Source organism: Methylophaga sulfidovorans (assembly GCF_900114205.1).
GTDB lineage: Bacteria > Pseudomonadota > Gammaproteobacteria > Nitrosococcales > Methylophagaceae > Methylophaga > Methylophaga sulfidovorans.
In genome coordinates this window covers 80,772-107,156 of sequence record NZ_FOSH01000010.1, presented here as the reverse complement: position 1 = coordinate 107,156, position 26,385 = coordinate 80,772, and the positions used below count along the sequence as shown (strand labels likewise).

The window sequence follows — 26,385 nt, the reverse complement described above, 5'->3', positions numbered from 1 at the left end:
CCGTAAATACCATGCCATTGCGCTTTAGCAGGCCAAACACCGGTACTTTACCTCCAGCCCCTCGGCCTCGCTTACCTTTGCGACTGCCACCGAAATAACTTTCATCAGCTTCGATCTCACCTTCTAATAATTCAAGGTGTTCACTATGCTCATAAATCAACGTCCTTAAACGTTGAAAATAGCCAATGGCTGTTTTCACATTCACACCAACTAAAGATGCTGCGGTGCGGGCTGTTACTCCCCCTACAAATAACTCAATTAATCGCTGTTGCTTGTACCAGCTCAATCGGCTTTTTCTCATGCTCAGATAATACCTTTTTAAGTATTATCTGGATCAGCCCCTTATCTTTTTATTCAATTGCCAAAGCCAATATATTGTTGATGGAAGCGGGTATTAGAGTCTGACAATTGCCGGTTCTATTATCCATTTCCAATTATCCTCATCAGCGGAAGCAGAAATATTTGTTATAACTTGGATTAAATAAATGCTGACGATATTTAGTTAATTACGATTTATCATCATTTATTCTTTTATACTTCACCTGATAAAAACACAGTAAATTCAATCATATACAATCTGTTCTTGTGTTGGTGTTTCTGTTGTTACATCTAGAATACAAGCCTGTTTAGCTAACCTCCTTTTGTTTGATCATGAACAGTACTTCACAATAAGTGGCCGAGACCTTAGTGAAGTTTTTAGGTTTGAATGCTGAAGTTGCAGTAGCATTGCAAGCGTATCCCAAAAAGTATGGCATTACGCTGTACCTTTTTATCCCCCGATTTTATCGTCTGTATGAAGTGGTCGGTGTATACGACGATACATTGAAGAAATCATTCAAGAAAAATTTGATGATGGAATTGTGAGTGTGATCGACTTCTCAATGAGTGTCGACAAGCAGGAAGATCCGAAAGGGGATCGTGTTGTCATTACGATGGACGGTAAGTTTTTTTACCTTATATAAAACAGGTAGATCGTCATCATTTTGTAATTAGGGAAGATGTTGAATATTAAGCGGAAATTAATACCCACCGTTCTTGCTTATGCTGCCAGTATAGGCCTCGGTGTAACGAGTAACATTGTATTGGCAGACAATGACTTTTATACGGCATTAACTGACGGCAAAGTCAGTTTTTCATCCAGAGCCAGATATGAATCAGTTTCAGATGATAATCCCTCAAGAAAAGATGCTGAAGCCTATACTATTCGTACTAGCCTGGACTATGAAACAGGCGCCTTTGAAGGTTTTAAAGGATTTCTTGAGCTTGAAAATGTTATCGCTTTAGGCAATGAGAAGTATGACTTCAACTCTGGGCCACAAGGAAAAAATCAATACTCGGTGATTGCAGATCCAGAGGGCACTGAAGTGAATCAGGCTTACCTGCAATACAATGGATTTGATACTCAGTTTCGCTTGGGTCGCCAAGAGTTGATGTATCGTGAAACACCCTGGCATCGGTTTATTGGCAATCTCTTTTGGCGTCAACATCATCAGTCATTTGATGCATTCACACTGAAAAATACAAGCCTGGCTGACACACAAATCAGCTATGCCTATATTAATAAAGTTAACTCCGTTCTGGGTGATGATGCAGACAATGCCGTATTAGGTGTTGAAGATGGTTCGGAGGATATGAACTCGCACTTATTTAATATTCAATACACAGCTGTGCCATTAGGTAAATTAGAGAGTTACGGCTATTTCCTTGAATATGATTCGGGGTTGTATAAAACAAAATCAAACAAAACACTGGGCGTTCGTTTCAGTGGTAGTCAGCCGGTTAATGATGATTTGAACGTGGTTTATGCAATGGAGTATGCCAATCAGGATCAGTATAAATCCGGCACCATGGATGATCAGAATTATTACATGGCCGAACTGGGTGACGAATATAAAGGTTGGTTAACGAAAGTCTCTTATGAACTACAAGAAGGCGATGGCACATCAAGCTTTAAAACCTTATTAGGCGCTAACCATGCCTATCAAGGCTGGGCAGATATATTCCTATCTACGCCTGCTGTCGGTTTACGAGATACATACTTCACACTTTCCGGTAAGGTAGTTGGCCTGAAAGTAATCGCTGTCTACCATGATTTTGAAACAGACAAAAGTAGCCTTGATGCGGGTGATGAAATCGATGTGTTATTGCAGAAAACTTTCAATAAACACTATCTTGTCGGCGTAAAGTACGCTGACTACCATTCCGGTGATAAAAAACTGGCGACTGTCGATACAGAAAAGCTCTGGGTATATGGTCAAGTGCAGTATTAAATAGTATGAGCATGGTTTGGGGAGTCATTAGACTTTTTATATACACCTGATAATGACAGCTCCAGGATAATGCCCAGAGCTGTATTTTGTTTAAAGGTTTAAATCACTTAAGCTGGGGTGTTCATCCGGTCTTCTGCCTAATTCCCAATGAAATAAGCGATCAGACTCTTTGATGGGTAAATCATTAATGCAGGCAAAACGACGCTGCATCAGACCTTGCTCATTAAATTCCCAGTTTTCATTACCATAAGAACGAAACCAGTTGCCGCTGTCATCATGCCATTCATAAGCAAAGCGCACAGCTATACGGTTTTGTTCAAATGCCCAAAGCTCTTTTATCAAACGATAGTTGAGTTCTCTCGCCCATTTCTTTTGCAAAAAGTCTCTGACTTGTTCGCGGCCACGGGGAAATTCAGCACGGTTACGCCAAATCGTATCCTCGGTATAGACCTGTACAACGCGATCAGGATCACGACTGTTCCAGGCATCTTCAGCCATGCGTACTTTTTGTGCAGCCGTGGCTTCATCAAATGGCGGAAGAGGGGGCTTAGTGTCAGTGGTCATATGGTTCTCCAATAGTCGGTTTATAAATTAATGCCTGGCATGGACACGTAATCTGGCAAAGCCTCAAAACGAGCCAGCCATTCAGTGATGTTCTGGTAAGGGCTGATATCAATCTGGCCTTCATGTGCCAAAGCCAGATAAGGGTATATAGCAATATCGGCAATGCTTAATTTGTCAGCGACCAGCCATTTTTTATCAGTTAGGTGATCGTTAATAATGTTCGGCAGCTTTATTGTGATATCGGTGGCGTGTTTGACGTCGATAGGTCGTCCTAATTTATGGTGCACGCGTAATCTGACGGGACCATTTTGCATCTCATTGGCTGCTGTCGATAACCATGATGTGATCTGGGCTAACTCAGTCGGATCATCCGACCAAAACCTGTCTTCACCGTATTTTTTCGCCAGATAAACCAGAATCGCCTGACTATCACGAATGATCACACCGTTATCATCAATTACTGGTGCCTGACCAAATGGATTTAATCTCAGGTAATCATCACTGGACTGTTCAGATACTCCTAAATCCAAATCATGCATCTGATAATCCAAGCCTAAAAAGGCTAACATTAGCCGTACTTTATGGCAGTTACCTGATATTGAAATATTGTATAAAATCATCATTAAGTCACTTTTGTGGAAATCAAATTAATACATATTTTCAATTAATTAAACGCTACTCATCAACTAAAAACTATGCTATTTCATCCTGCGTATAACGAGGTGTAATGTTTGATAACTGGTCCGGCTAACCCATTTCAGTTTGTAGCTGTTTTACATGATTGGCGAATGCGATCTTTTGCAAATGCTCTAGCCATATTAACGTCCTTAGAATAATTGCCCGATCTGATACAGACCGGGCAATATCCCTTAAGCCGCCTGATTCAAATCGACTTTAGGAAAGTCGATATCTACCTGACTGACTTTACTCAGAATATTCGTTAATAAATTGATGCTGACATGCATAACGACCTCAACAATATCCGCATCAGTGAAACCAGCATCATACATTTCCTGCACTTCGTCATCGCTAACCCCACCAGTCTGTTCAGCCAACTTCAGTGCAAACTTCACAGCAACTGCGGCTTTGGCATCCTGACTGTCACCTTGGCGATTGGCATTGATTTCATCGGTATTTAATCCTCGCTTACGGCCAACGACAGTATGGGCTGCTAAGCAATAGCCACATTGATTCTTTTGAGCAAACGCCAAAGCAATACGTTCACGTGTGGCGGCATCTAAAGAGCCATGGCTCGCAATGTGATGAAATCCCTGAAACGCTTTCAATGCATCTGGTGAGTTAGCAAATACACGAAGTAAATTCGGTACACCACCTAATGACGATTGGATGTTGGCAAACAATTTGGCTTGTTCATCGTTCGCTATATCGTTAGTAATAGTTTTGATTCTGCTCATGTCTGTTCTCCTGTTGTCAGTGACTGATGCTGTTTTGTTTGCAGCAAGTACATTATTAGCTATTATCAGAAATAGAATAATAGGCTAAATGATTAATTAACTATTACGCATAGTGGAATAATAAATGGACCGACTACATTTGATGACTGTCTTCGTGGCCGTGGTTGAAAATGAAGGCTTTGCCAGTGCCGCACGTAAACTCAGATTAAGCCCCCCAGCCGTCAGCCGGGCAGTGTCAGAACTGGAAACCCGTCTTGGTGTAAAGCTGCTGCACAGAACAACACGCCACCTGCAAATTACCGATGCCGGCCAACGTTATTACAAAGATGCCAAACAAATTGTCGCGTTAGCAGAAGAGGCCGACGACACGGTGAGAGGCAGAAATGCCACACCGAAAGGGCTGGTCAGAATTACCGTTTCCGTCTTATTCGGCAGGCTATATGTGATGGATGGCATTATCAGTTATTTAAAAAACTACCCGGAAATGCAGGTCGATGCTTTATTTGTTGATCGTGTGGTCAATATGTTGGATGAGGGTGTCGATGTCGCAATACGAATCGGTGAATTACAGGACTCATCATATAAAGCCATTAAAGTCGGCACTATACGCCGCGTCTTATGTGCTTCGACTCCTTATCTGAAAGAGCATGGCTTTCCTAAAAAACCTGAAGATTTATCTGACCACAGAATCATTCTGGCCAGAGGCATGAGTCCAACGAATGAACTTAAGTTTATGAATAATGGCAAAACTATCCACGTCAGAGTGGATCCATTTTTATCTGTCAGCGATAACTTCTCGGCTGAAAAAGCCGTGTTAGCCGATATGGGCATATCTCGATTTCTTTCCTATCAGGTGGCAGATAGCCTGGAGAGTGGGGCTTTAAAAGTCATATTGAGTGATTACGAACATCCGCCTGTTCCGGTGCATGTCGTGCATAGAGAAGGCCGCTATTCCTCAGCCAGAACAAAAACGTTGATTGACTGGATGGTCGAGCACCTACGTTCACAAACGTCACTAAATTAAAGGCGATTCTTCAGCTTTTCCAATAACTGAAGTCAATAAACATCACGATCACTTAATACATCATTAAATAATGTTACTTTATATAAACCATTAATTTCGCCATTAAATTAAATGGCTATATAAAGCTTAATAATAAAAATATCTCATGCTTCAACAGACTGACTGATAAAACATGCTATTCAGAAAACCACAACACAGATCCTTATTCAGCACTAAAAAGTACGGAAAGGGAAAGGGTATATCGCGTTGGCTATTCTTATTACTTCTGATATCAATTGGTGTCGCCATCTATCACGTTAACAAGCCATTGCCTCCGGGTGTTGATTTCTCAGGCCCACAACGCACAGCAAATGAAGTGCAGTTTCTGGCAGACAGAACCTACACTGTCGATGGTGAGCGTCAAACACAGCAGCAGATTTTCGATGAAGTGTTCGAGATGATTGCCAATGCTCGCCACCTGGTGCTGGTTGATATGTTTTTGTTTAACGACTATCAAGGCAAGGGTTCAGAACAACATCGGGCACTTTCAGATGAACTGACCGAAGCTCTGATTGCACAGAAAAAGCGTTATCCTGATCTGCAAATACAGCTTATTTCCGATCCTATTAATAGCGTGTACGGTGGGCTGCCTTCCAAGCATTTCGCTAAGCTGAAAGCGGCTGGCATACCCGTCATCCTAACCAATCTGAGCAAACTACGTGATAGCAATCCAGCTTATTCCGGTTTCTGGCGTTTATTTGTTCAGCCGTTTGGCAATAAAGAAGGTGGCTGGCTACCTAATCCTTTTGGTGAAGGAGAAGTCTCCATAAAAAGTTATCTCAACCTAATGAATTTCAAAGCGAATCATCGCAAACTCATCATTGCAGATAATGGAGAACAATTAACCGCATTAGTCACCTCAGCTAATCCACACGATGGCAGCAGCGCCCACGACAATGTGGCTTTACGCTTTAACGGACAAGCAGCCTGGGATTTATTGGATAGTGAAAAAGCCGTGCTGGCAATGTCGGGCAAAGCTTTGCCTAAAGTCGAACTAGAACAACCTTCTGACAACACAGAAACGAACCTTACCGTTCAAGTGGTCACCGAACAGGCTGTAGAAAAAGCCGCATTAGCCATGATTAACCAAACCAAAGCGGGCGATAAACTGGATATGGCGATGTTTTACTTATCTGATCGCGAGATTATCGACGCCCTGAAATCCGCACAAAAACGAGGCGTGACCTTAAGAGTATTACTGGACCCAAATAAAGACGCCTTCGGACGAGAAAAAAACGGCATCCCCAACCGTCCAGTGGCCCATGAATTAACACAAACCGGTATTACCGTTCGCTGGTGTGATACTCACGGCGAACAATGTCACGCTAAATGGTTAATGCACCGCGGGGCCGACGAAACAACCATGCTTCTAGGCTCAACCAACTTCACCCGACGTAACCTGGATAACCTCAACCTCGAAACCAGTGTCGTACTAACAGGCCCAGCCAACGCAGTACCTCTCCGACGTGGCCAAAGCTGGTTTGATGAATGCTGGTATAACCTCTATGGCCGACATTACAGTGTGGATTATGAAAACTATGCGGATGAAAGACTTTGGCCCAGATTGTTGTATCGTGGGATGGAAGCAACAGGATTAAGTACGTTTTAGTAAATCAAACCAATAGCTAATGTTGGCTGCTTTTCGAGTCAAACATTTATAATTCAACTTAAAATCACTTAAAGCTAAGTGAATAGTAAATTCGTGATAACCTCCGGTATATCTCACTTAAACGCAGCTATGGCTGTTGTTTGAATGACAGATAGATGATCTGCTTAATTAATATAAAAACAAAGCGACTGCTATAACGAACAGTTACAGATCGTTTTTACCATCATTGAACACATTAAAACGGAAACAAAAAAAGCATGACAAGCACACAACAACGCGCCGCCCTACAACGTCAGATATGGGCTATTGCCAACGATGTTCGCGGTGCGGTAGACGGCTGGGATTTTAAACAATATGTCCTCGGTACACTGTTTTACCGCTTTATCAGCGAGAACTTTGCCGTTTATATAGAAGGTGGTGACGACAGTATTCATTATGCTGAATTACCCGATAGCGTGATCACCCCCGAAATCAAAGACGATGCTATCAAAACCAAAGGTTACTTCATTTATCCCAGCCAGTTGTTTATCAATGTTACGAAAGCAGCTAATACCAATGAAAGCTTAAATACCGATTTAGCTGCAATCTTTGCTGCCATCGAGACCTCCGCTAGTGGTTATCCATCTGAAGTCGATATCAAGGGTTTGTTTGCCGACTTCGATACTACCAGTAATCGCCTTGGTTATACCGTAAAAGATAAAAATCAGCGCCTGGCTCATGTGCTAAAAGGTGTGGCAGGTTTGGATTTTGGCCAATTTGATGATGCCCATATCGATCTATTCGGTGATGCCTACGAATATTTAATTTCCAATTACGCCGCCAATGCAGGTAAATCAGGCGGGGAGTTTTTCACGCCACAGCATGTATCTAAGCTTATCGCTCAACTGGCTATGCACAAACAAACCAGTGTCAATAAAATTTACGATCCGGCCTGTGGTTCAGGCTCGCTGCTGCTACAAGCCAAAAAGCATTTCGATGCCCATATTATTGAAGAGGGATTCTTCGGTCAGGAGATTAATCACACCACTTACAATCTGGCTCGTATGAACATGTTTTTGCATAACATCAATTACGATAAGTTCAATATGCAGCTGGGCAATACCCTGACAGAACCTCACTTTGGCGATGAAAAACCTTTTGATGCCATCGTTTCCAATCCGCCGTACTCGGTGAAGTGGATTGGCTCAGATGATCCAACCTTGATTAACGATGAACGTTTTGCTCCAGCCGGTGTACTGGCCCCGAAATCCAAGGCGGATTTTGCTTTTGTTTTACATGCACTTAGTTATCTATCTGGCAGAGGCCGTGCTGCCATCGTCTGCTTTCCGGGTATTTTTTATCGCGGTGGTGCCGAGCAGAAAATCCGCAAGTATTTGGTGGAGAACAACTATGTAGAAACCGTCATTTCTCTGGCACCCAATCTGTTTTTTGGCACCACTATCGCCGTGAATATTCTGGTGCTTTCTAAACATAAACCCGACACCAATACCCAGTTTATTGATGCCAGTAGCGAGGCTTATTTTAAAAAAGAAACGAATACCAACGTACTCACAGATAAGCATATTGAGGACATCATGCAGGTATTCGATAGCAAAGAGAATATCGAGCACTTTGCGAAGTCAGTCCCGAATGAACAAATTGCTGACAATGATTACAATCTCTCTGTGAGCAGTTATGTTGAAGCCAAAGATAGTCGCGAAGTAGTCGACATTAGTCAGCTCAATGCCGAACTCAAAACCACTGTCGCCAAGATTACTCAGCTGCGTGAAGATATTGATGCGATAGTGGCGGAGATTGAGGGCGAGGAGCAAGGAGCATGAGTAGTACAAGATTTATTGAAAAGCTACTAGATGGAGGCACGGTGGAGTGGAAGACTTTAGATGAAATTTCTGTAAAGATTTCTTCTGGCGGCACACCTAAGACTGGCGTTTCTGAATTTTACGATGGAGATATTCCTTGGTTACGTACTCAGGAAGTTGATTTTTGCGAAATCTGGGATACTGGCGTAAAAATTACGGAAGCTGGGGTCAAAAGCTCAAGCGCAAAATGGATCCCAGCAAACTGCGTTATTATTGCTATGTACGGAGCGACTGTCGGAAAAATTGGAATAAATAAGGTTCCAATGACAACCAATCAAGCATGTGCAAACGTAGAGCTAGATGAGCAGATTGTCGATTACCGCTATGTGTTTCATTTTTTATCAAGCCGATACGAATATATAAAATCACTCGGTGCTGGCTCTCAGACCAACATCAATGCAGGGATCGTTAAAAATCTAAATATCCCCATTCCATGTCCAGACACCTCCCAAAAATCGCTGGAAATACAGGCCGAAATCGTCCGCATATTGGACACATTTACCGCCATGACCGCCGAGCTGACCGCCGAGCTTAGCCTACGCAAAAAACAATACAACTACTATCGGGATAAGTTGTTGAGTTTTGAAGAAGGGAAAGTGGAGTGGAAGACGTTGGGGGATGTGTTCCAAATGCGTGCTGGACAACATATCTCAGCAAATAAAATAGAGCCGAATCCTAGTAATGACTATTCTTATCCATGTTTCGGTGGGAATGGCATTCGAGGTTTTGTTGAAAACAAAAGTCATGATGGTGAGCATTTGCTGATTGGTCGTCAGGGAGCACTTTGCGGAAATGTTCAAAGAATGAAAGGTCAATTCTATGCCACTGAACATGCTGTTGTCGTAACTTCTAACGGTGAGGTGGATATTAATTGGGCTTTTCATATGTTAACGGTAATGAATCTCAACCAATATGCTTCGCATTCTGCTCAACCAGGTCTGGCGGTTGGCAAGCTACAGAAATTACCCATTCCATTGCCTACAATAGATGAACAACGGCGCGTGGCGACTATCCTCGACAAATTCGACACGCTAACCAATTCCATCACCGAAGGCCTACCACGTGAAATCGAACTACGCCAGAAGCAATACGAATATTATCGCGATTTACTGCTGAGCTTCCCAAAGCCAGCTGCTAAGGAAGTGGCTTGAGATGTCTCTGATGTTCGGAAGGATTATCCTGCAAAGTCTTACCTTCCAAGTAGAAAAGAAGCTATGTGAGCTCAGAGGATGTAGAGCACTCATAGTTGAGTTATTTTTCCATTCAAACCGTTCATTTATTAAATCAAATTCAAGGAAGGATCTGATGACAAATATGAAGCAAACTCGCTATAGCAGTAGCGATAACCAGACATTCGTGTTTCCACAAAAGCGCAGGGTTCAAAAAGTACATATTGCCGATGTCGTTGGGGAGCTGACCCATGACTAATAAGCTCAGTCTACAAGATCAAACCACAGAGTTTTTGCTTTACACCGCACCGAGTGGAGATATTAAAGTTGAGGTGTTGCTTAGTAATGAAACTATTTGGTTAACGCAAGACCGAATGGCGGCGCTATTTGGTGTGGGTGTGCCGGCTATTTCCAAACATTTGAAGAATATTTTTGAAAGTGGAGAGTTAAACCCTGAAGTGGTTATTTCCATTTTGGAAACTACCACTGAACACGGTGCTATTGCTGGGAAAACACAAACTAAAAAGGTTAAGTATTACAACCTTGATGCAGTGATCTCGGTTGGTTACCGGGTTAACTCAAGGCAAGCAACACAGTTTCGTATTTGGGCCACAGGGCTGATTAAAGAATACATCATCAAAGGCTTTGCCATGGATGATGAGCGCCTAAAAAATGGCCGTTATTTCGGTAAGGACTACTTCAAAGAGCTACTTGAACGTGTTCGTTCTATTCGCGCCAGTGAGCGCCGAATTTATCAACAAATCACTGATATTTTTGCCGAGTGTAGTATTGATTATGATTCTAAATCTGAAACCACGCGTTTGTTTTATGCCCATGTGCAGGACAAATTTCATTTTGCCATTACCGGCCATACTGCAGCTGAAATCATTTCGTTAAAAGCTGATGCCAGTAAGCCGTTAATGGGCATGACCACGTTCAAGAATGCGCCAAAAGGTAGAGTGTTAAAGTCCGACACTATTGTTGCCAAGAACTACTTATCTGAGCAAGAGATCAAACAGCTGGAGCGAACTGTATCATCGTTCTTTGATTATATTGAAGGCATCATTGAACGGCGTAATACCTTCACCATGGAAGCCTTTGCGGCCAGCGTAGATAAGTTTTTGGCATTTAATGAGTACCAAATTTTAGAAGGTTACGGACGAATATCACGCAAAGACGCTGAAAATAAGGCGTTTCAAGAATACGAGCAATTCAACAAGCAACAAAGTATTGAGTCTGACTTTGACCGAGCAATAAAAAAACTGTTGCACAACAAGGATGCTAAGAAATGACAAGCTACAGAGCCATCGCTGAGTCGAAAAACTTCATCGTTTTAGATAAGTACGAGAAGCAATGGGAAGTTGCTGAAAGCTACCAAAGCGAGGGTGATTTAGAACGTGAGCTGGTTCAGGATTTCGTGAATCAAGGGTATGAGCTGGTTCCCGGCTTGAATCATCCAGTGGCGATGCTCGCAAATGTCCGTGTGCAATTACAATCATTGAATAACGTGACATTTTCAGAGGGAGAATGGGCGCGGTTTGTTGAAACCTATCTGGACAAACCCAGTGATGGCATCACCGATAAAACTCGCAAAGTACATGATGATTATATCTATGACTTCGTGTTTGATGATGGCCGTATTCAAAACATTTACTTGTTTGATAAAAACAATATCGCCCGTAACAAAGTCCAGGTCATCAAACAGTTTGAGCAAACTGGTAGTCATGCCAATCGTTATGATGTCACCGTTTTGGTTAATGGTTTGCCTTTGGTTCAGATTGAGCTAAAAAAGCGTGGGGTGGCTATCCGAGAAGCCTTTAATCAGGTACATCGCTACAGCAAGGAAAGCTTTAATAGCGAACATTCTCTGTATAAATATCTACAGTTATTTGTGATTTCCAACGGCACCGATACCCGATATTTTGCCAACACTGTCAGTCGTAACAAAAACAGCTTCGACTTCACCATGAACTGGGCGAAGGCCGATAACAGTCTGATAAAAGACCTCAAGGATTTTACTGCCACTTTTTTCCAAAAAAACACGTTGCTGAAAGTGCTGCTACATTATGCCGTGTTTGATAGTAGCAATACGCTGCTGGTGATGCGCCCATATCAAATCGCCGCGGCCGAACGGATATTATGGAAGATAAACAGCTCGTTTCAAGCTAAAACCTGGAGCAAGCCAGAAGGCGGTGGCTTTATCTGGCACACCACAGGCTCAGGCAAAACGCTGACCAGTTTTAAAGCGGCACGTCTTGCCACTGAGCTTGAGTTCATTGATAAGGTATTTTTTGTTGTAGACCGCAAAGACCTTGATTACCAAACTATGAAGGAATATCAACGCTTCTCACCTGATAGCGTTAATGGCTCTAAAAACACCGCAGCCTTAAAGAAAAATCTTGCCAAAGACGACAACAAAATTATCGTCACCACCATTCAAAAGCTCAACAATCTGATGAAAAGTGAAGGAGATCTTGCTGTTTATAAGCAGCAGGTGGTCTTTATCTTCGATGAATGCCATCGCAGCCAGTTTGGTGAAGCGCAGAAGAATCTTCAAAAGAAATTTAAAAAGTATTATCAATTTGGTTTTACTGGCACACCTATCTTTCCCGAGAACGCATCGGGTGCTGAAACGACCGCTAGCGTGTTTGGGCAGGAGTTACATTCTTACGTCATTACCGATGCCATTCGGGATGAAAAGGTGCTCAAATTTAAGGTGGATTACAACGATGTCCGCGTTAAGTTTAAAGCCATTGAAACCGAGCAGGATGAACAAAAGCTCAATGCTGCAGAAAACAAAGAAGCACTGTTACATCCTGAACGGATCCGTGAAATATCAGAGTACATTCTAAAAAACTATCGCCAAAAAACCCATCGTTTACAACCCGGCGCTCGAGGCTTTAATGCCATGTTTGCGGTGAGCACTATTGAGTCAGCGAAGCTTTACTATGAGTCACTCACCCAACTACAGAAAGGTGGTGAGAAACCACTTAAAATCGCCACTATCTTCTCGTTTGCAGCTAACGAAGAGCAAGGGATGATCGGCGCTATTGCTGATGAGAGCTTTGATGTCTCTGCCATGAATAGCAGTGCTAAGGAGTTTTTGAATAAAGCGATTGCTGACTATAACATCCACTTCAAATCAAGTTTTAGCGTTGATAGTGATGGCTTTCAAAACTATTACCGCGATTTAGCAAAACGGGTAAAAGGCGAGGATGACCATGGTAATAAACTACCACCAGAAGAAACCGTCGACTTGTTGATTGTTGTTGGTATGTTTCTGACCGGATTTGATGCCCCAACTCTCAACACCTTATTTGTTGACAAAAACCTGCGTTATCACGGGCTGATGCAGGCTTTTTCGCGCACCAACCGTATTTATGATGCAACCAAAACCTTTGGCAATATTGTCACCTTCCGTGATTTGGAAAAAGCCACGGTGGAAGCCATTACCTTATTTGGTAATAGCAACACCAAAAACGTAGTATTAGAAAAAAGCTATACCGAATACATGGAGGGCTTTACCGATGTGATTACTGGTGAAGCAAGGCGGGGCTTTATGGAAGTGGTTAGTGAACTGGAGCAGCGCTTTCCTGATCCATCCAACATTGAAAAAGAAGCCGACAAGAAAGCCTTTGCCAAACTCTTTGGCGAATATCTACGAGTTGAGAATATCCTGCAAAACTACGATGAGTTCGCCAGTTTGAAAGCACTGCAAAGCGTTGATATAAGTGATTCTGAAGCAGTTGAAGCATTTAAAGTCGAGCATTACCTTGATGATGATAAGTTGGCTGAGTTGCAAAGTATACGTTTGCCTACTGAGCGTAAGGTTCAGGATTATCGCTCGACCTATAATGACATCCGTGAATGGCAGCGTCGCCAAAAGTCAGCCGAAGATAAAGAAAAATCCACCATCGACTGGGATGATGTCGTGTTTGAAGTTGATCTGCTTAAATCTCAAGAGATTAACTTAGATTACATTCTTGAGCTGATTTTTGAGCACAACAAAAAGAACAAAAGCAAAGCAGACTTGGTGGATGAAGTTCGCCGCGTTATTCGTGCAAGCCTAGGTAACCGTGCCAAGGAAAGCTTGGTGGTTGACTTTATCAATCAAACCGATCTTGACCAGATTGGCGAAAAAGCCAGTGTCATTGAAGCCTTCTTTGTCTTTGCCCAAGCCGAGCAACAACGTGAGGCTGAGGAACTGATTAACATTGAAAACCTGAATTCTGAAGAAGCACGGCGTTACATTACAACATCACTAAAAAGAGAGTTCGCTAGTGATGCAGGTACAGAATTGAACACCATTCTGCCCAAGATGAGTCCATTAAATCCACAATACCTGACTAAGAAACAGAACGTGTTTCAAAGGATTGCTGCTTTTGTTGAGAAATTTAAAGGAGTAGGAGGCAAGGTTTAATGACAGAAAAAAACGTGTAAAAGGTTAAGAATGGTAATTGAATCGCCTCTTAATTAGACGCATTAAATAGCGTAAATATAATATAAATCAATACATTATATACACATCCTCATTTAAATGATAACCTATGGATTAGGGCTTTGCCCACCGTCCAAAGCGTCACACCCAAGCTGGGCATGACACTCTGTTAGGCAATGGTTTACTGAGCTTGCGGCTCTTCTAAATAACGGAAGAAGTCGGAGTCAGCTTTGAGCATAAGCGTACTGTTCTGACCTAAAGCTCGGTAGCTTTCCAGTGTACGGAAAAAGGAATAGAACTCAGCGTCGGCACCGAAGGCATTGCCATAGATTTGGGTCGCTTTAGCATCCGCTTCACCACGAATTTTCTCGGCGTCACGAGCCGCTTCAGAGCGAATGCGACGAAGATCACGTTCCATATTACCGAGGATTTCCTGGCTACGGCCACGGCCTTCAGAACGGAAACGTTCAGCAATAGACTGACGTTCTGCAATCATGCGACTTTCTACCTGACGACGAACAGATTGAATGTAATTGACCCGTTTAATACGCACATCAGCAAGTTCGATCCCCAGAGCAGGCATAGAATCCCGAGCTCGTTTCAGAATACCGGCTTCCAGCAATTCACGACCTAGTTTAGGTTGCTTCTCCAAGTTGACGTCACTACGCTCTGCCAAGGCAGGATCATCCAGCTCTTCAACATTCACTTGCCAGTCTTTTGAACGAACAATCTCTTCCAGTTCAGTAGAGGAGACCATGTCTCTGACCACAGAGTCGATAATGTCGTCGAGCCGTGTACGTGCACCGGATTCATCCCGAACACTGGTTAAAAAGAGTAGGGGATCGGTGATTCTCCAGCGTGCCGTGGTATCGACAAGAATAAACTCACGGCCCAGTGTAGGAATCTGCGTTACATCACCATCCCAGACCAGCAGGCGTTTGTCGAAATAGCGTACATCCTGCCAGGGGAGTTTGAATTTAAGGCCCGGCTCATTAATTACATCACCTACCGGTTCACCGAACTGGACCACAATAGCTTGTTGGGCTTCATCTACGGTGTAGAGAGTCAGGTTACCAATGATGATGACAAGCACGGCGACTAAAGCAAGTACTGAGGTTTTCATTTGTCACCTCCAATGGCGTTACGATTAACATTAAGCAATGGCAGTGGTGTCATCTGGCCATCTTGTACGACCAAAATCTGACCAATATTTGGCAGGATTTCATTTAACGTTTCCAGATACAGGCGTGAGCGTGTCACTGTTGGTGCCTGTTGGTATTCATGCAAAACGGCACTAAAGCGTGTACTTTCACCATCGGCACGGTTTACCCGTTCTGTGGCATAACCTTCAGCTTCGGCTACAGTACGAAGGGCAGCACCTTCAGCGTTTGGAATCTCCTGGTTAACCCGTTTTTGTGCTTCGTTAATCATTCGTTCACGTTCCTGACGTGCTTCGTTCACCTCATTGAAAGCAGGTTGAACAGCCGGTGGCGGTACCACGTCCTGCATTTCAACTGTACTGATACGGATTCCGGCATCGTACTGGTCGAGTATTTCCTGAATCTCATCACCAGCCTTCTGTTGAATCTCTACCCGACCGATAGTCAGTACTTCAGAGCCCAGCATATTACCGACGATACGACGCATAACTGACTCAGAAATATCGCGAAGAGTACGAGTCGGCTCACGCATTTGGTATAGAAACTTGATAGGGTCATCAATGCGGTATTGCACCACCCACTCGACATCGATCATATTGAGATCGCCGGTGAGCATGAGTGACTCGTCTTCAAATTCGGCAGCACTGTAGGTGGAGCTTTCTCCCTGACGGGTTCCCCGAGTGCGAAAGCCAAATTCCTGTTTCAGCACACGTTCGGTGGCGACCAGTTGTATCTGATCAATACCAAAAGGAATTTTGAAATGCAGACCAGGATCAGTAATACCGGTGACGGAACCGAATCGTTTCACTACAGCGCGTTGCTCTGGTTGCACAGTATAAAAAGAGGTCATTACGGCCCAAACCAGCAGAATAAGCAGGATAACGGCAATAAAGCCGCCACCGAACTTGCCTCGCGAGCGGCCGCGGCCGCCACCAGTCAACTTTTTCATTAATTCAAACAGGTCTGGTGGACCAGAAGGCCCTCGACTATCATCTTTTACAGATTGAATCATTCTCTTTCTCTCCCTTTTAAACGAACAGCCAGTCTACTCTTTAGGGGAGGTTGTGTACGGTATAGGGGCAAAACAGTTTGAAATGGTTTTAATCATCCGGCCACTGAAGCGGCCAGAATAGTTATTATCAACTTAATCATGAGTTAAAAATTCAAATAATTTTAATAGCTTGCAGTAGATTTGCGACAGTCAACGAACCGGCCAAAATGTTGATATTGAATATTTAACCCAGCATCGAGAAGAATACCAAAACTGGAAAACAACTAATGATGTCAGCAAACGATCTTTGAATATCGATCAATCTGAATTTGAGATCTGATTCACTGGATCATAATTGTCGGACTGATAAATAAAACAGGTAGTAAAAAAGTATCCAGTAATGAGTTTTGAATTTAAAAATCTGCAGGGTGATTACCCGAAATAAATGTCAGATTTTAAATTTTGAACAGCTGCAAAACGACATTAAAAACATCCTCAATGACAATGAGCGATTTGTCATAAGTCATATTATAAGAATATCCAAAAGCATGATCTGAGTATCTGGAAAGTCGAGCCATTCGTCTCTCATTTTTACACATTCTATAGTTCGTATAATATATATTATGTAAAATAGTATAGATAAGAATGTTTTCAATAAGCGATGTGAGCATTTACAAGCTTTCATACAAACCGGCCTATTCTGGCTGGCGAATCAGCAGTTTTTATGATGAAAATGACATATAAACAGGCCCGTTATGCAGCCCGAATGACAAAGAAACAAGTAGCTGAGTATCTGGAATTATCTTCAAGAACTGTGGCCCGTTATGAGCGAACAAACTGTGCCCCCAAAGTGATTATTGAGTGTCTGTTATTGCTTGCTGGTAAGATGCCACGAATTGGCAGACGTCATTGTTTTGAAGATTGGTCTTTTGGTAATGGTTATCTCTGGTCACCATCTGGAGAGAAATTTACCAGTGGAGAAATTCTGGCCTTGCATATCAATCAGCAATTGGTGGATGAGCTTTATAGAGAGAATTTGTTATTGAGAAAACAACTCAAACGATGCCATAAAAAAAGGAGCGGTTAATTTAGATAACCGCCCCCTTCTCTTTGTACGTTCAAAATTTAAAATCTGAATATAAATTCGGGTAATTACCCTGTAGATTTTAAAATTTGAAAAAGGCTATTTTTAACGGTGTGCGACTTTAACAGTCGTGTTTTGCCAAACTTTTTGTACTTGTCTTTTGATCTGTTCAAAGTGAGCTAATTGTTCAGGTTGTTTATGTAGTTCAAGAATGATGGATATTCCATCTATCAGGTAGTCAGCAGCATTCATTAATAAACTGGCTAAACGGTTCGTGTCTTCAGCACGTGTGGCAATGCCAACGATGATCTGGTGATCATCCATTTCCAGATCTTGTTCAACAGAATGAATTCGGCAGTGAACAGTTTCACTTAAAAATGCATATTCGGTACGGTATTCACTCATCAAGCCCGCCATTTCAGCTTTGATGGCGGTACTGACATCACCACGGTTAATTTCATCAGCACTATTTATCATGCGTTCTAAATCGTCCATTTCCTGCTCTGTTAAAGCATGAATCTCGAGCTGCTTTAGATAAAAGCGGGTCAGAACTTCCCTTCTTTGATCCGTATCGCCGTCTGTCATGGCTTCAAGAAAGTCTTCATGACGATAAAACGCTGCGAGATTAAATAAGGTTTCCAGCAAACAGCGTGACATGATTTCTGTTTCATGAATCATGCCTCGTTCGGCCATTAGCAGAATAGATTGGAAGTGTGACAACATACGCTGGAAATAGAGGCTTAAGTAGACTTCATTTTTATCATCGGGACGGATGCGACAGCGATTTAAAATCGATTGCCCGAGCTGACTTAGATCTTCACAAACAAGGTATTGTGGGGTTTGGTGCATTTCTACACTGAGCGTGCCAGTCCGTGATTGCTCTGATAGAAATCCCGCATCCTTAAAACTTGTTTGATCTGTCATAAAAAACCTCTTTTATTACTTGGTGAGTATGTATCTTACGCTTACCTGCCTGGCTTACAAACCCTCATCTGTTTTTGACTCATGATTTCATTTCTGTATAACTGGTGTGAACATATATATAGATAAGGAGTAAGTTATGGGCTGGCGTGAAGATGGTACAGAAAAAACCTATACAGATGAAGAAGTTGAGGCACGTTTAAAACAGGAGCTTCCGCATTGGTATTTAGAGAACGGTTGGATTCGTCGCAAATACAAAACCAGTGGCTGGAAAAGTACCTTAATGGTGGTCAATACCATTGGTCATTTGGCTGAGGCGGGCTTTCACCATCCCGATTTAACCGTGTCTTACGCCTTTGTTATCGTCAAACTGACCAACCATGCTGCTAAAGGTATTACCGATAAAGATTTTGAGTTGGCGAAAAAATTTGAAGAAGTGGTGATGTGGCAGCCTGGTCTTGATGAAGGTGCCTTAGTTGGTACACCAGATGATGCTCGCTTTAAATACATTAAATATGATTAGTGGAAAAATGCATGGATATTGATGAGTCTTTGAATGTCTTTGGTGAAAAATTAGAAAGCTGTAGTGAAGATCCGCTCACGGGTTTTTATCGTGATGGATGTTGTAATACCAGTGATGTTGACTATGGTCAGCACACAGTATGTGTACAAGTCAGTCAGGCATTTCTGGAATATTCGCGTTTTCGTGGTAATGATTTGACCACACCGGTGAAAGAGTTTGGCTTTCCTGGATTAAAACCCGGTGACCGTTGGTGTTTATGTGCTCAACGTTGGTTGGAAGCCTATGAACATGATATGGCACCCAAAATTCATCTTGCAGCAACACATCAGCGTGCAACTGAAGTTATTCCGCTTGAAGTCTTAAAAGAGTATGCAGCTGATCTGAACTAGACCGTGTTAAGAGTGGCTGGCAAAAAAGCTTTCCACATCTTCAATATTCTGACTGATCGGCATCGGCGGTAAGCTACGCATAAATACTTTGCCGTAAGGTTTACTCAAAAAGCGTGGATCGCACAATACCAACACACCCGAATCATGGGTGTCACGAATCAAACGACCAATTCCTTGTTTCAGCTGAATAACGGCAGCAGGGATTTGGATCGTTCTAAAGGGATTACCACCCCGCTCTTTTAAATCATTAATACGAGCTTCCAGTACCGGATCACCTGGCGATGCAAAAGGAATTTTATCAATCAACACGCAGGATAAGGCTTCGCCACGGACATCTACTCCTTCCCAGAAACTATTGGTGCCCAGTAAAATAGCATTACCGTGACTACGAAACTCTTCGAGCAGCTGCGTTTTAGCCCCTGAGCCTTGCACCAGCACAGGGTAATCAGATTCCTTCAACGCCTCAGCAACTTCATGCATCGCTTTGTAACTAGTGAATAATAAAAAGATTCGTCCCTGACTATGCTCAATTACGGATTTAGCGACTTCTGCGACATGACTATTGTATTTCGGGTTTGATGGTTCAACCGGAATCGTTGGCATATAAAGCAAGCTTTGTTTGCCATAATCAAATGGGCTCTGCCAACTGGCTGTGATCGGATCTTCCAAACCTAACTGATGAGTAAAGTTATTAAATTTACCTGCCACGGTGAGTGTGGCTGAAGTGAAGATCCAGGCCTGCGGTTTATCTTTTATCCATGTTTGGAAATACTGGCTGACTTCTTGTGGTGTGGCATGCAAAATAAAACTCGAACTACGGTTATCCAGCCATAAAACTAAATCTGTTTGTTCGTTTTGCTGAAATAAAGACAGACGTTCAATCAGTTCCTGACAACGTTGATGACACTGTTCTAATCCTCTGCCCCGCTCGGTGGCAGAATCAAGTTGAATTTCTAGCTTTTCTAATGATTCCAATAAGATATCAAGCTTTTCTATAATATCTTTAGACTTTTCTAACACGGGTTGCCAGGGAACGCGTTGCTCATGTTCACCCAAGGACATATTAAATTGATGTAAACGGTTTTCCAGTTGTTCTGCCGCGCTGCGAATATCGTTCATATCCGTCGCTTCAGCTTCCATTTCACGAATACTGTCGCGGCTTAACTCTTGAATTTGGTGACTACTGACCCGATGGCCGAGAAATTGACTGGCAATGGCAGGAAGTTGATGGGCCTCATCAATGATATAGGCATCGGCATCAGGTAAAACCTCGCCCTGGCCAGACGACTTAAGCGCCATATCTGACATCAATAAATGATGATTTACTACAACAATATCGGCTTCCTGCGCTTTACGTCTGGCTTCAACAATAAAACATTCGTCATATTGTGGACATTGCTGGCCAAGACAGTTATCAACCGTTGAGGTGACTTTAGGCCATAGTGGTGAGTTTTCTTCTAATAGATCCGTTTCACTTAAATCACCTGTTGCCGTTTTGCCACTCCACTCGCGCAAGGTTTGCAGCGCGTGTTGGTGGTATTGCTGACCGGGTTCAGATTCAGATAATCCAAGACGATGATGGCAAAGATAATTACTACGACCTTTTAATAAAGCCGTTTTTAATGGCACTGAAAGTACTTCACGAAGTTTCGGTAAGTCTTTGTTAAATAATTGATCTTGTAGGTTTTTTGTGCCCGTTGATATAAACACTTTCTGTCCGGAAAGCATGGCTGGTGCGAGGTAGGCAAATGTTTTGCCAGTACCTGTACCGGCTTCAGCAATAAGAATATCGCCATGCGTTAAGGCCTCACCAACCTGCCTGGCCATCTCTAGCTGCTGCGTTCTACTGGTGTAACCTGAAATGTGTTTTGATAATAAACCATTGTCTTCAAATAGTTCATCAATACGTTCGATCATGCTATCCCTATTCGTTGGTTTATCATCCATACCAGGCAAATACCCACGATAAAAAAGCCAAATACACATGCATAAGCGATTCTTTTATGGTGATTGATTAAGTTCGCTTCTGACTCTGTAGATAAAATAAACGGTTGGTCTTTATGCGTTGACGCTTTAAGTATACTCAGTGGTTTTTCATGTGCCATTGCACCGACTTTTGCTTTAGCCTGCTGGAGGGCATCGTGTCTTGCCTGCTCCCACTCTTGCTGACTGAGCTGACCATCACGATTCGTATCATAACGATGTAAAAGATCGTTGGGATCCTTCTTCCAGTCTTTTAAGGTGGATGTCATCATGTTCTTTAAACTCGAATCTTCAACGCTGGCAACGGTTTGAAAATCGCCCAGTGCATAAAGGTAATCCCCTTCCAGAATGGTCCACTCGGTATAACGACGGGCAGGAAAGCTATCTCGTTTATACCAGCGACTTTTTCGTTTTGTAATGACATTGGCATCATCCGGGTCAATTACACACTGATCCGAGCTGTCATCTAACAGGAAAATATCATCGCTGCTGTGTTTTTTGATGACTTTCCAGCGCGATTTTATACGCCCTTTTCCTTTATATTCAGTGACTTGTTCTTCAATGGTATAGCGAAACCAGACACATCTTGTACCTGACACCGGCGAAACAATCGGTGGTCCTTCCATCAAGCTGGCCGTACCAATTAGCTCAACATAACCCTGTGCTGCTGAACGGATTTTTGCTGTGGGCACATTTTCAATCAGTCTCGCGTATTTATAGTGTTTGACCATCTGATAAAACAATATTGTCACTATCACCGATAATACAGCCGCAGCAATATAAAACTCGGTAACAGTGAGTTTATTTATCTCAATAGAAAGTGAAGCCAGCCAATCCTGCATCTAGCGTTCAAACAAACTCTTGATATCCAGATCAACAAGTTCTTCGGAAGTAAATTCAAGCAAGGTAAATGATTTAAAGCCAAAAAAGCGTGCCAGAATAAGGTCCGGAAACTGCTCGATACGGACATTATTGATATTGACGCTTTCATTATAAAACTCACGTCGGTCAGCAATACTATTTTCCAAACCAGTAATCCGTGCCTGTAAATGCTGGAATGACTGATCCGCTTTCAATTCCGGATAGGCTTCAGCAATGGCAAATAAACTGCCGAGCCCCATTCGTAAAGCACCTTCAGCAGAGCCTAAAGCTGAAATATCACCTTTTTGTTGGGCTGTTGCTACAGATGCACGTGCCTGCATCACTTTTTCCAGCGTGTCCTGTTCATATTGCATATATTGACGACAGGTTTCGACCAGCTTAGGTAGTTCATCGTGACGTTGCTTCAGTAAGACATCGATGTTTGACCAGGCTTTGCTGACATTATGTTTAAGGCTGACCAGATTGTTATAGATAATAATGAGGTAGACGATTGAAACGGCAATGAAAGCCCAAAATATAAATCCGGTAATAGTCATCAATTTTCCCTCAACTGATTAATCGTCCTGATTGTCCCATACTTCGGTTTCTGGCCCATTTTCACGAGTCCAAACCCGTTCACCGATAATTTTGAATTGAGCAATAGACATGGCACCGCGTTTTTTACGGTTACTGTCTTTTTTATTATCTAAGGCTTCTGCGATAGCTTCGCGGCTTGCTTCATAGATTTCATCGACTTCATAGTGCTCATCAAACAGCACTAACACAACGAGATCCCAATCCTGCTCAGGATTTAGTTGTCCGATTCTCGGGCTGGCTTTACTGCTATCAAAAATCGCACGGCCTTTGATAATAATGCGCTTATCCTGACGACTCCCTTCTTTACCGGTAGCATCAATCGGGCTGTTGGGATCATTAATCAAAGAAAGGTTGAGTGCACGAGCGGCATCAAAACGGGCTATCTCACCGGTAATCGGTAAAGTGCTGCCTGTCGCTTCACGGTATTTTGCCGCAAGCTGCCGGGTTTCATGCATTAATTTATCAATGGAATAGAGGTCCATATCTACCTTGAATATTTTTTCATTGCCACCGATTATACATGGCAAAAAAAACGGTCTGTCCAGTTAAATAGACAGACCGTTTAAAACTTGAGGCTGTGAATATCTCCTCTAACAAAGAGACCTCAGCTAACTCATTGAGTTTCCAGTTTTTTATTTTTTTGCATCAAGTTCTTTCTGGTAATATTTGTGTACCAGTTTATCTTGATTTTCCAATAAATAATCGATGCTTGGCTCGTTATTCATTGCTTTTTCGATAGCACGGCGAGTCGCTTCGCGGTGAATATTGAATAATGCTTCGTGATCTAAGTCTTCTACAGTCACGATGCTTGGGTTCAACCAAACAGAAACGATGATACCTAAATCATTCGCTTTTTCTTTAGGAATAGTGCCGTTACGAACAGCATCTAATACGCCGTTAGCGATTGCGCCTTGAACTGTACCCATCAGAATGTTGGTGTAAGCCGTTTTCTTAACAGTGACTTTACTGACCATTAATGTTGCTGGTTTAACTTGCATGTCAGTGTTCATTAGCGCTAATACGCGTGAGTGACCTTGGACCTGGTCGCCCATCAGGTTAGCAAATGCGGTACCAAAAGGACCGTCTAATTCACCGATTACGACTTCTGGCTCAGCCGCTGTAAAAGCAGGGCCACCGGCAACTAATGCTTCACCTGTACGCATTACAATTCTATCGCTCATAGGATAATTCTCCTGTTGGATTGCTAAAAGATGAACCAATTATCCCGGTCTGTGTCCAAGCCCGCAACCTTGATTGGCTTTCTCGTGTACAACAACAAGGTTAAACTACTCTTTTTTTGTTGAATGGAATTATGGCTGAAATAGCAACTCCCTATGAACGTGTCGGTGGCGAAGCCGGTGTCAGACAATTATGCAAAACCTTTTATGAGGTTATGTGTAATACTCCACAGACCCAGCATATTCGCGACTATCATCCAAAAGACATCAGTATCAGTGAAGAAAAATTATATTTGTTTCTGACTGGCTGGTTAGGTGGTCCACCTTTATATACTGACAAATACGGCCATCCACGGCTAAGAGCCCGGCATCTGCCCTACTCTATTGGTATCGAAGAACGTGATCAATGGCTGTATTGTATGGCTCAGGCACTGAAGTCGATGGATTTAGCTCCCTTATTTTCAGAACAGCTGATGGCGTCGTTTGTGCAGACAGCTGACTTTATGCGTAACCGTCAGGAGACCCCTGAATAATGAATATTGGCGCGCTAATTATTGGTGATGAAATTCTGAGTGGCAAACGTCAGGATAAACATTTCTCTCATTTACAATCTGTTCTGGCCAAACGCGATTTAGAACTGAGCTGGACTCTGATTGTCGGTGACGATCCCCAGCAATTAGAACGCGCCTTACGTTTCTCTATGTCGAGCCCTGACCTGGTCTTCAGCTTTGGCGGTATTGGCGCCACTCCTGATGATCGCACCCGTCAAACCGCCGCTTTAGTCAAAGGCGTAGATATTGTTCCACATCCTGATGCTATCAAAGAAATTGAAGGACAGTATGGTGAAGCCGCCTACCCTAATCGCATTTTGATGGGATATTTACCGGAAGGTAGTCGCATCATTCCCAATACTATCAATCGCGTGCCGGGCTTTAATCTGGATAACCATCACTTTATGCCGGGCTTCCCGGAAATGTCATGGCCTATGCTGGAATGGATTTTAGATACGCATTACCCCCACTTACAGGGCTTACGTCCAAAATCTGAACGAATTATTACTATTACTAAAGCACGTGAGTCAGATTTACTGCCGACAATGAATGAGATTGTCGCCCAGTATCCGCAGTTAAAATTATCAAGCTTACCCAAACTCGGTGATGAACCTCAGATTGAGTTCAGCTTACGTGGTGACGCTGAACAGATTGAGAAAGCCATGCAACACGTGATTGCTGTCATTGAAGCAGCCGGTTTTATCTGGTCTGACTATACGCCGGGTAAATAATGAAACCATAAAGGCAGCGTGACGACGCTTAATAAGGTCGTCAATGTGACTGCTGCAGCATACAGTGGACTATCTAATTGATAACGTTCACAGATCACCACACCAAACACCATGGTTGGCATTGCAGCCAAAAGTACTACAGCCAAGGCGATATCCGCAGGCAGATCAAACCAACCACCAGTAAAAAATACAGCAATCGGCACCAGTAATAAGGTGATAACGGCGACTGGAAGTAATAATGGTAAATAACGTAGTCGTAAGCTATCCCAGCGAATACTCATGCCCAAGGCAATCAGCATCAGTGGCACCACACCACCCGATAAAGTAGTTAATGTGTGATGAACCAGTTCTGGACGTGGCACATGCAGCACATTTAATAAAAGTGCGATCACAACCGCCCACAAGGGAGGCACTCTGGTCAGTTCTTTTAAGGGATGGACTTTATGTTGGCCTGCCCCGCCGTAATGATGCGCCATTAAAATACCAAAGGTCATCAACGCTGGTGTGCAGGCAAATAAGTCATATTGCAGCACAATGGCGTTACTCCATGAGCCGAGTACCTGATTGGTGACCGGTAAACCAAGATAGGTCACATTCGGAAAGATTGCAGCCAGCATTAGTGCGCCTTTTTGTTCAGGTGTGGTTTTGATAAACCGCAATAAACACCACATGATAATGCCTGCTGTGATTAGGCCGGAAAACGCCGTGAGAGAGATTTTCAGTGAGGTCTTATCAATCGGTGCGCCCCAAATGACATCAAGCACCAGTGCAGGCAGCAAAATAAAGAAAACCAGATCGGTTAAGGCGCGGCGATGTGCCAGAGCAGGAATATGTCTTGGTGCCCATTGTTTCCAGGCAAAACCACAGACAATAAGAAGGCCCATCTGCACTAACACTAATAACATCTGTATCGCCTATAAATGAAACGCTGATCGTAGCAATCTAGCTACTGAAACAAAAGTATTATCACCGGTACTGACTTTGCTTGCTGTGATGCCTTGGTCAGGGTATTGTTAGCGTTTTGGTGAT

General features: G+C 42.9%; 28 protein-coding genes. 15 read left to right on the top strand and 13 right to left on the bottom strand.

What is annotated here, in order from left to right; genetic code table 11:
* On the bottom strand, positions 1-301 hold a 301-nt coding region (locus tag BM232_RS09920; protein WP_143092277.1), incomplete at its 3' end, for a transposase.
* Between the two features lie 371 nt (positions 302-672).
* On the opposite strand from BM232_RS09920, the gene BM232_RS09915 reads away from it, so the two are divergent.
* From BM232_RS09915 to BM232_RS09910, 3 genes are read left to right on the top strand one after another with little or no spacing between them, the layout of a single operon-like run.
* Positions 673-864, top strand: coding sequence for a hypothetical protein (locus BM232_RS09915; RefSeq protein WP_245752890.1), 192 nt, complete (start codon positions 673-675; stop codon positions 862-864).
* A gap of 17 nt (positions 865-881) precedes the next feature.
* Positions 882-962, top strand: a complete 81-nt coding sequence (locus BM232_RS15130; protein ID WP_245752892.1) for a cyanase — start codon at positions 882-884, stop codon at positions 960-962.
* Positions 963-998: 36 nt separating this feature from the next.
* Positions 999-2,270, top strand: a complete 1,272-nt coding sequence (locus tag BM232_RS09910; RefSeq protein WP_091714124.1) for an alginate export family protein — start codon at positions 999-1,001, stop codon at positions 2,268-2,270.
* A gap of 90 nt (positions 2,271-2,360) precedes the next feature.
* Here the strand turns inward: BM232_RS09910 and BM232_RS09905 are convergent, their stop codons facing one another.
* The 3 genes from BM232_RS09905 to BM232_RS09895 form a co-directional block, all read right to left on the bottom strand.
* Complete coding sequence (locus tag BM232_RS09905; RefSeq protein ID WP_091714122.1) at positions 2,361-2,834, bottom strand: nuclear transport factor 2 family protein; 474 nt, start codon at positions 2,832-2,834, stop codon at positions 2,361-2,363.
* A 20-nt stretch (positions 2,835-2,854) separates the two neighbouring features.
* Positions 2,855-3,457, bottom strand: a complete 603-nt coding sequence (locus BM232_RS09900; RefSeq protein WP_245752888.1) for a glutathione S-transferase family protein — start codon at positions 3,455-3,457, stop codon at positions 2,855-2,857.
* A gap of 246 nt (positions 3,458-3,703) precedes the next feature.
* Positions 3,704-4,249: a carboxymuconolactone decarboxylase family protein gene (locus BM232_RS09895; protein WP_091714120.1), complete on the bottom strand. Its 546-nt coding sequence runs from the start codon at positions 4,247-4,249 to the stop codon at positions 3,704-3,706.
* Between the two features lie 124 nt (positions 4,250-4,373).
* Here BM232_RS09895 and BM232_RS09890 point away from each other — a divergent pair, with 124 nt between their 5' ends.
* The 7 genes from BM232_RS09890 (at position 4,374) to BM232_RS09860 (ending at position 14,369) form a co-directional block, all read left to right on the top strand.
* Positions 4,374-5,273: a LysR family transcriptional regulator gene (locus BM232_RS09890; RefSeq protein WP_091714118.1), complete on the top strand. Its 900-nt coding sequence runs from the start codon at positions 4,374-4,376 to the stop codon at positions 5,271-5,273.
* Positions 5,274-5,445: 172 nt separating this feature from the next.
* On the top strand, positions 5,446-6,921 hold the full coding sequence (locus BM232_RS09885) for a phospholipase D family protein (protein ID WP_177207305.1): 1,476 nt from the start codon (positions 5,446-5,448) through the stop codon (positions 6,919-6,921).
* Between the two features lie 257 nt (positions 6,922-7,178).
* Positions 7,179-8,741, top strand: coding sequence for a type I restriction-modification system subunit M (locus BM232_RS09880; RefSeq protein WP_091714116.1), 1,563 nt, complete (start codon positions 7,179-7,181; stop codon positions 8,739-8,741).
* A complete protein-coding gene (locus tag BM232_RS09875; protein WP_091714114.1) occupies positions 8,738-9,931 on the top strand; it encodes a restriction endonuclease subunit S in 1,194 nt (397 codons plus the stop codon). Before BM232_RS09880 ends, BM232_RS09875 begins: the two co-directional genes overlap by 4 nt.
* 154 nt (positions 9,932-10,085) lie before the next feature.
* Positions 10,086-10,208, top strand: a complete 123-nt coding sequence (locus tag BM232_RS15225) for a hypothetical protein (protein ID WP_281248289.1) — start codon at positions 10,086-10,088, stop codon at positions 10,206-10,208.
* Positions 10,201-11,241 (top strand): virulence RhuM family protein, encoded by a 1,041-nt coding sequence (locus BM232_RS09865; protein ID WP_091714110.1) that lies wholly within the window; start codon positions 10,201-10,203, stop codon positions 11,239-11,241. Before BM232_RS15225 ends, BM232_RS09865 begins: the two co-directional genes overlap by 8 nt.
* Positions 11,238-14,369: a type I restriction endonuclease subunit R gene (locus BM232_RS09860; protein WP_091714107.1), complete on the top strand. Its 3,132-nt coding sequence runs from the start codon at positions 11,238-11,240 to the stop codon at positions 14,367-14,369. The genes BM232_RS09865 and BM232_RS09860 overlap by 4 nt, the downstream gene beginning before the upstream one ends.
* A gap of 199 nt (positions 14,370-14,568) precedes the next feature.
* On the opposite strand, the gene hflC is transcribed toward BM232_RS09860, so the two are convergent.
* Both hflC and hflK read right to left on the bottom strand, forming a co-directional pair.
* Positions 14,569-15,510 (bottom strand): protease modulator HflC, encoded by a 942-nt coding sequence (gene hflC / locus BM232_RS09855; protein ID WP_091714105.1) that lies wholly within the window; start codon positions 15,508-15,510, stop codon positions 14,569-14,571.
* Positions 15,507-16,559, bottom strand: a complete 1,053-nt coding sequence (gene hflK / locus BM232_RS09850; protein ID WP_091714102.1) for an FtsH protease activity modulator HflK — start codon at positions 16,557-16,559, stop codon at positions 15,507-15,509. The genes hflC and hflK overlap by 4 nt, the downstream gene beginning before the upstream one ends.
* A gap of 703 nt (positions 16,560-17,262) precedes the next feature.
* On the opposite strand from hflK, the gene BM232_RS09845 reads away from it, so the two are divergent.
* Positions 17,263-17,625: a DUF3653 domain-containing protein gene (locus BM232_RS09845; protein ID WP_091714100.1), complete on the top strand. Its 363-nt coding sequence runs from the start codon at positions 17,263-17,265 to the stop codon at positions 17,623-17,625.
* 102 nt (positions 17,626-17,727) lie between these two features.
* Here the strand turns inward: BM232_RS09845 and BM232_RS09840 are convergent, their stop codons facing one another.
* Positions 17,728-18,546, bottom strand: a complete 819-nt coding sequence (locus BM232_RS09840; RefSeq protein ID WP_091714098.1) for a DUF5677 domain-containing protein — start codon at positions 18,544-18,546, stop codon at positions 17,728-17,730.
* A gap of 136 nt (positions 18,547-18,682) precedes the next feature.
* On the opposite strand from BM232_RS09840, the gene BM232_RS09835 reads away from it, so the two are divergent.
* Both BM232_RS09835 and BM232_RS09830 read left to right on the top strand, forming a co-directional pair.
* A complete protein-coding gene (locus BM232_RS09835; RefSeq protein ID WP_091714096.1) occupies positions 18,683-19,066 on the top strand; it encodes a 4a-hydroxytetrahydrobiopterin dehydratase in 384 nt (127 codons plus the stop codon).
* 17 nt (positions 19,067-19,083) lie between these two features.
* Entirely contained in the window at positions 19,084-19,455 is a 372-nt protein-coding gene (locus BM232_RS09830; protein WP_218153329.1) for a DUF2237 family protein, read from the top strand.
* A gap of 6 nt (positions 19,456-19,461) precedes the next feature.
* On the opposite strand, the gene yoaA is transcribed toward BM232_RS09830, so the two are convergent.
* From yoaA to fae, 5 genes are all read right to left on the bottom strand, one after another.
* A complete protein-coding gene (gene yoaA, locus BM232_RS09825; protein ID WP_091714092.1) occupies positions 19,462-21,372 on the bottom strand; it encodes a DNA repair helicase YoaA in 1,911 nt (636 codons plus the stop codon).
* Positions 21,369-22,280, bottom strand: coding sequence for a hypothetical protein (locus tag BM232_RS09820; protein WP_091714090.1), 912 nt, complete (start codon positions 22,278-22,280; stop codon positions 21,369-21,371). Before BM232_RS09820 ends, yoaA begins: the two co-directional genes overlap by 4 nt.
* The gene (locus BM232_RS09815; RefSeq protein WP_091714087.1) at positions 22,281-22,856 is read right to left on the bottom strand and encodes a LemA family protein; all 576 of its coding nucleotides are present in this window, start codon (positions 22,854-22,856) and stop codon (positions 22,281-22,283) included. It lies immediately after the preceding gene.
* Between the two features lie 18 nt (positions 22,857-22,874).
* Entirely contained in the window at positions 22,875-23,378 is a 504-nt protein-coding gene (locus tag BM232_RS09810; protein ID WP_091714084.1) for a hypothetical protein, read from the bottom strand.
* Between the two features lie 150 nt (positions 23,379-23,528).
* Positions 23,529-24,077 carry a formaldehyde-activating enzyme gene (fae, locus tag BM232_RS09805; RefSeq protein WP_091714082.1) on the bottom strand — a complete coding sequence of 183 codons (549 nt, stop codon included), beginning with the start codon at positions 24,075-24,077 and terminating at the stop codon, positions 23,529-23,531.
* Between the two features lie 131 nt (positions 24,078-24,208).
* Here fae and BM232_RS09800 point away from each other — a divergent pair, with 131 nt between their 5' ends.
* Positions 24,209-24,607, top strand: a complete 399-nt coding sequence (locus tag BM232_RS09800) for a group II truncated hemoglobin (RefSeq protein ID WP_091714079.1) — start codon at positions 24,209-24,211, stop codon at positions 24,605-24,607.
* Positions 24,607-25,356: a competence/damage-inducible protein A gene (locus tag BM232_RS09795; RefSeq protein WP_091714077.1), complete on the top strand. Its 750-nt coding sequence runs from the start codon at positions 24,607-24,609 to the stop codon at positions 25,354-25,356. Before BM232_RS09800 ends, BM232_RS09795 begins: the two co-directional genes overlap by 1 nt.
* Here BM232_RS09795 and BM232_RS09790 read toward each other — a convergent pair.
* A complete protein-coding gene (locus BM232_RS09790) occupies positions 25,338-26,261 on the bottom strand; it encodes an AEC family transporter (RefSeq protein WP_091714074.1) in 924 nt (307 codons plus the stop codon). The two genes, BM232_RS09795 and BM232_RS09790, sit on opposite strands and share 19 nt — an antisense overlap.
* Positions 26,262-26,385: the final 124 nt, after the last annotated feature.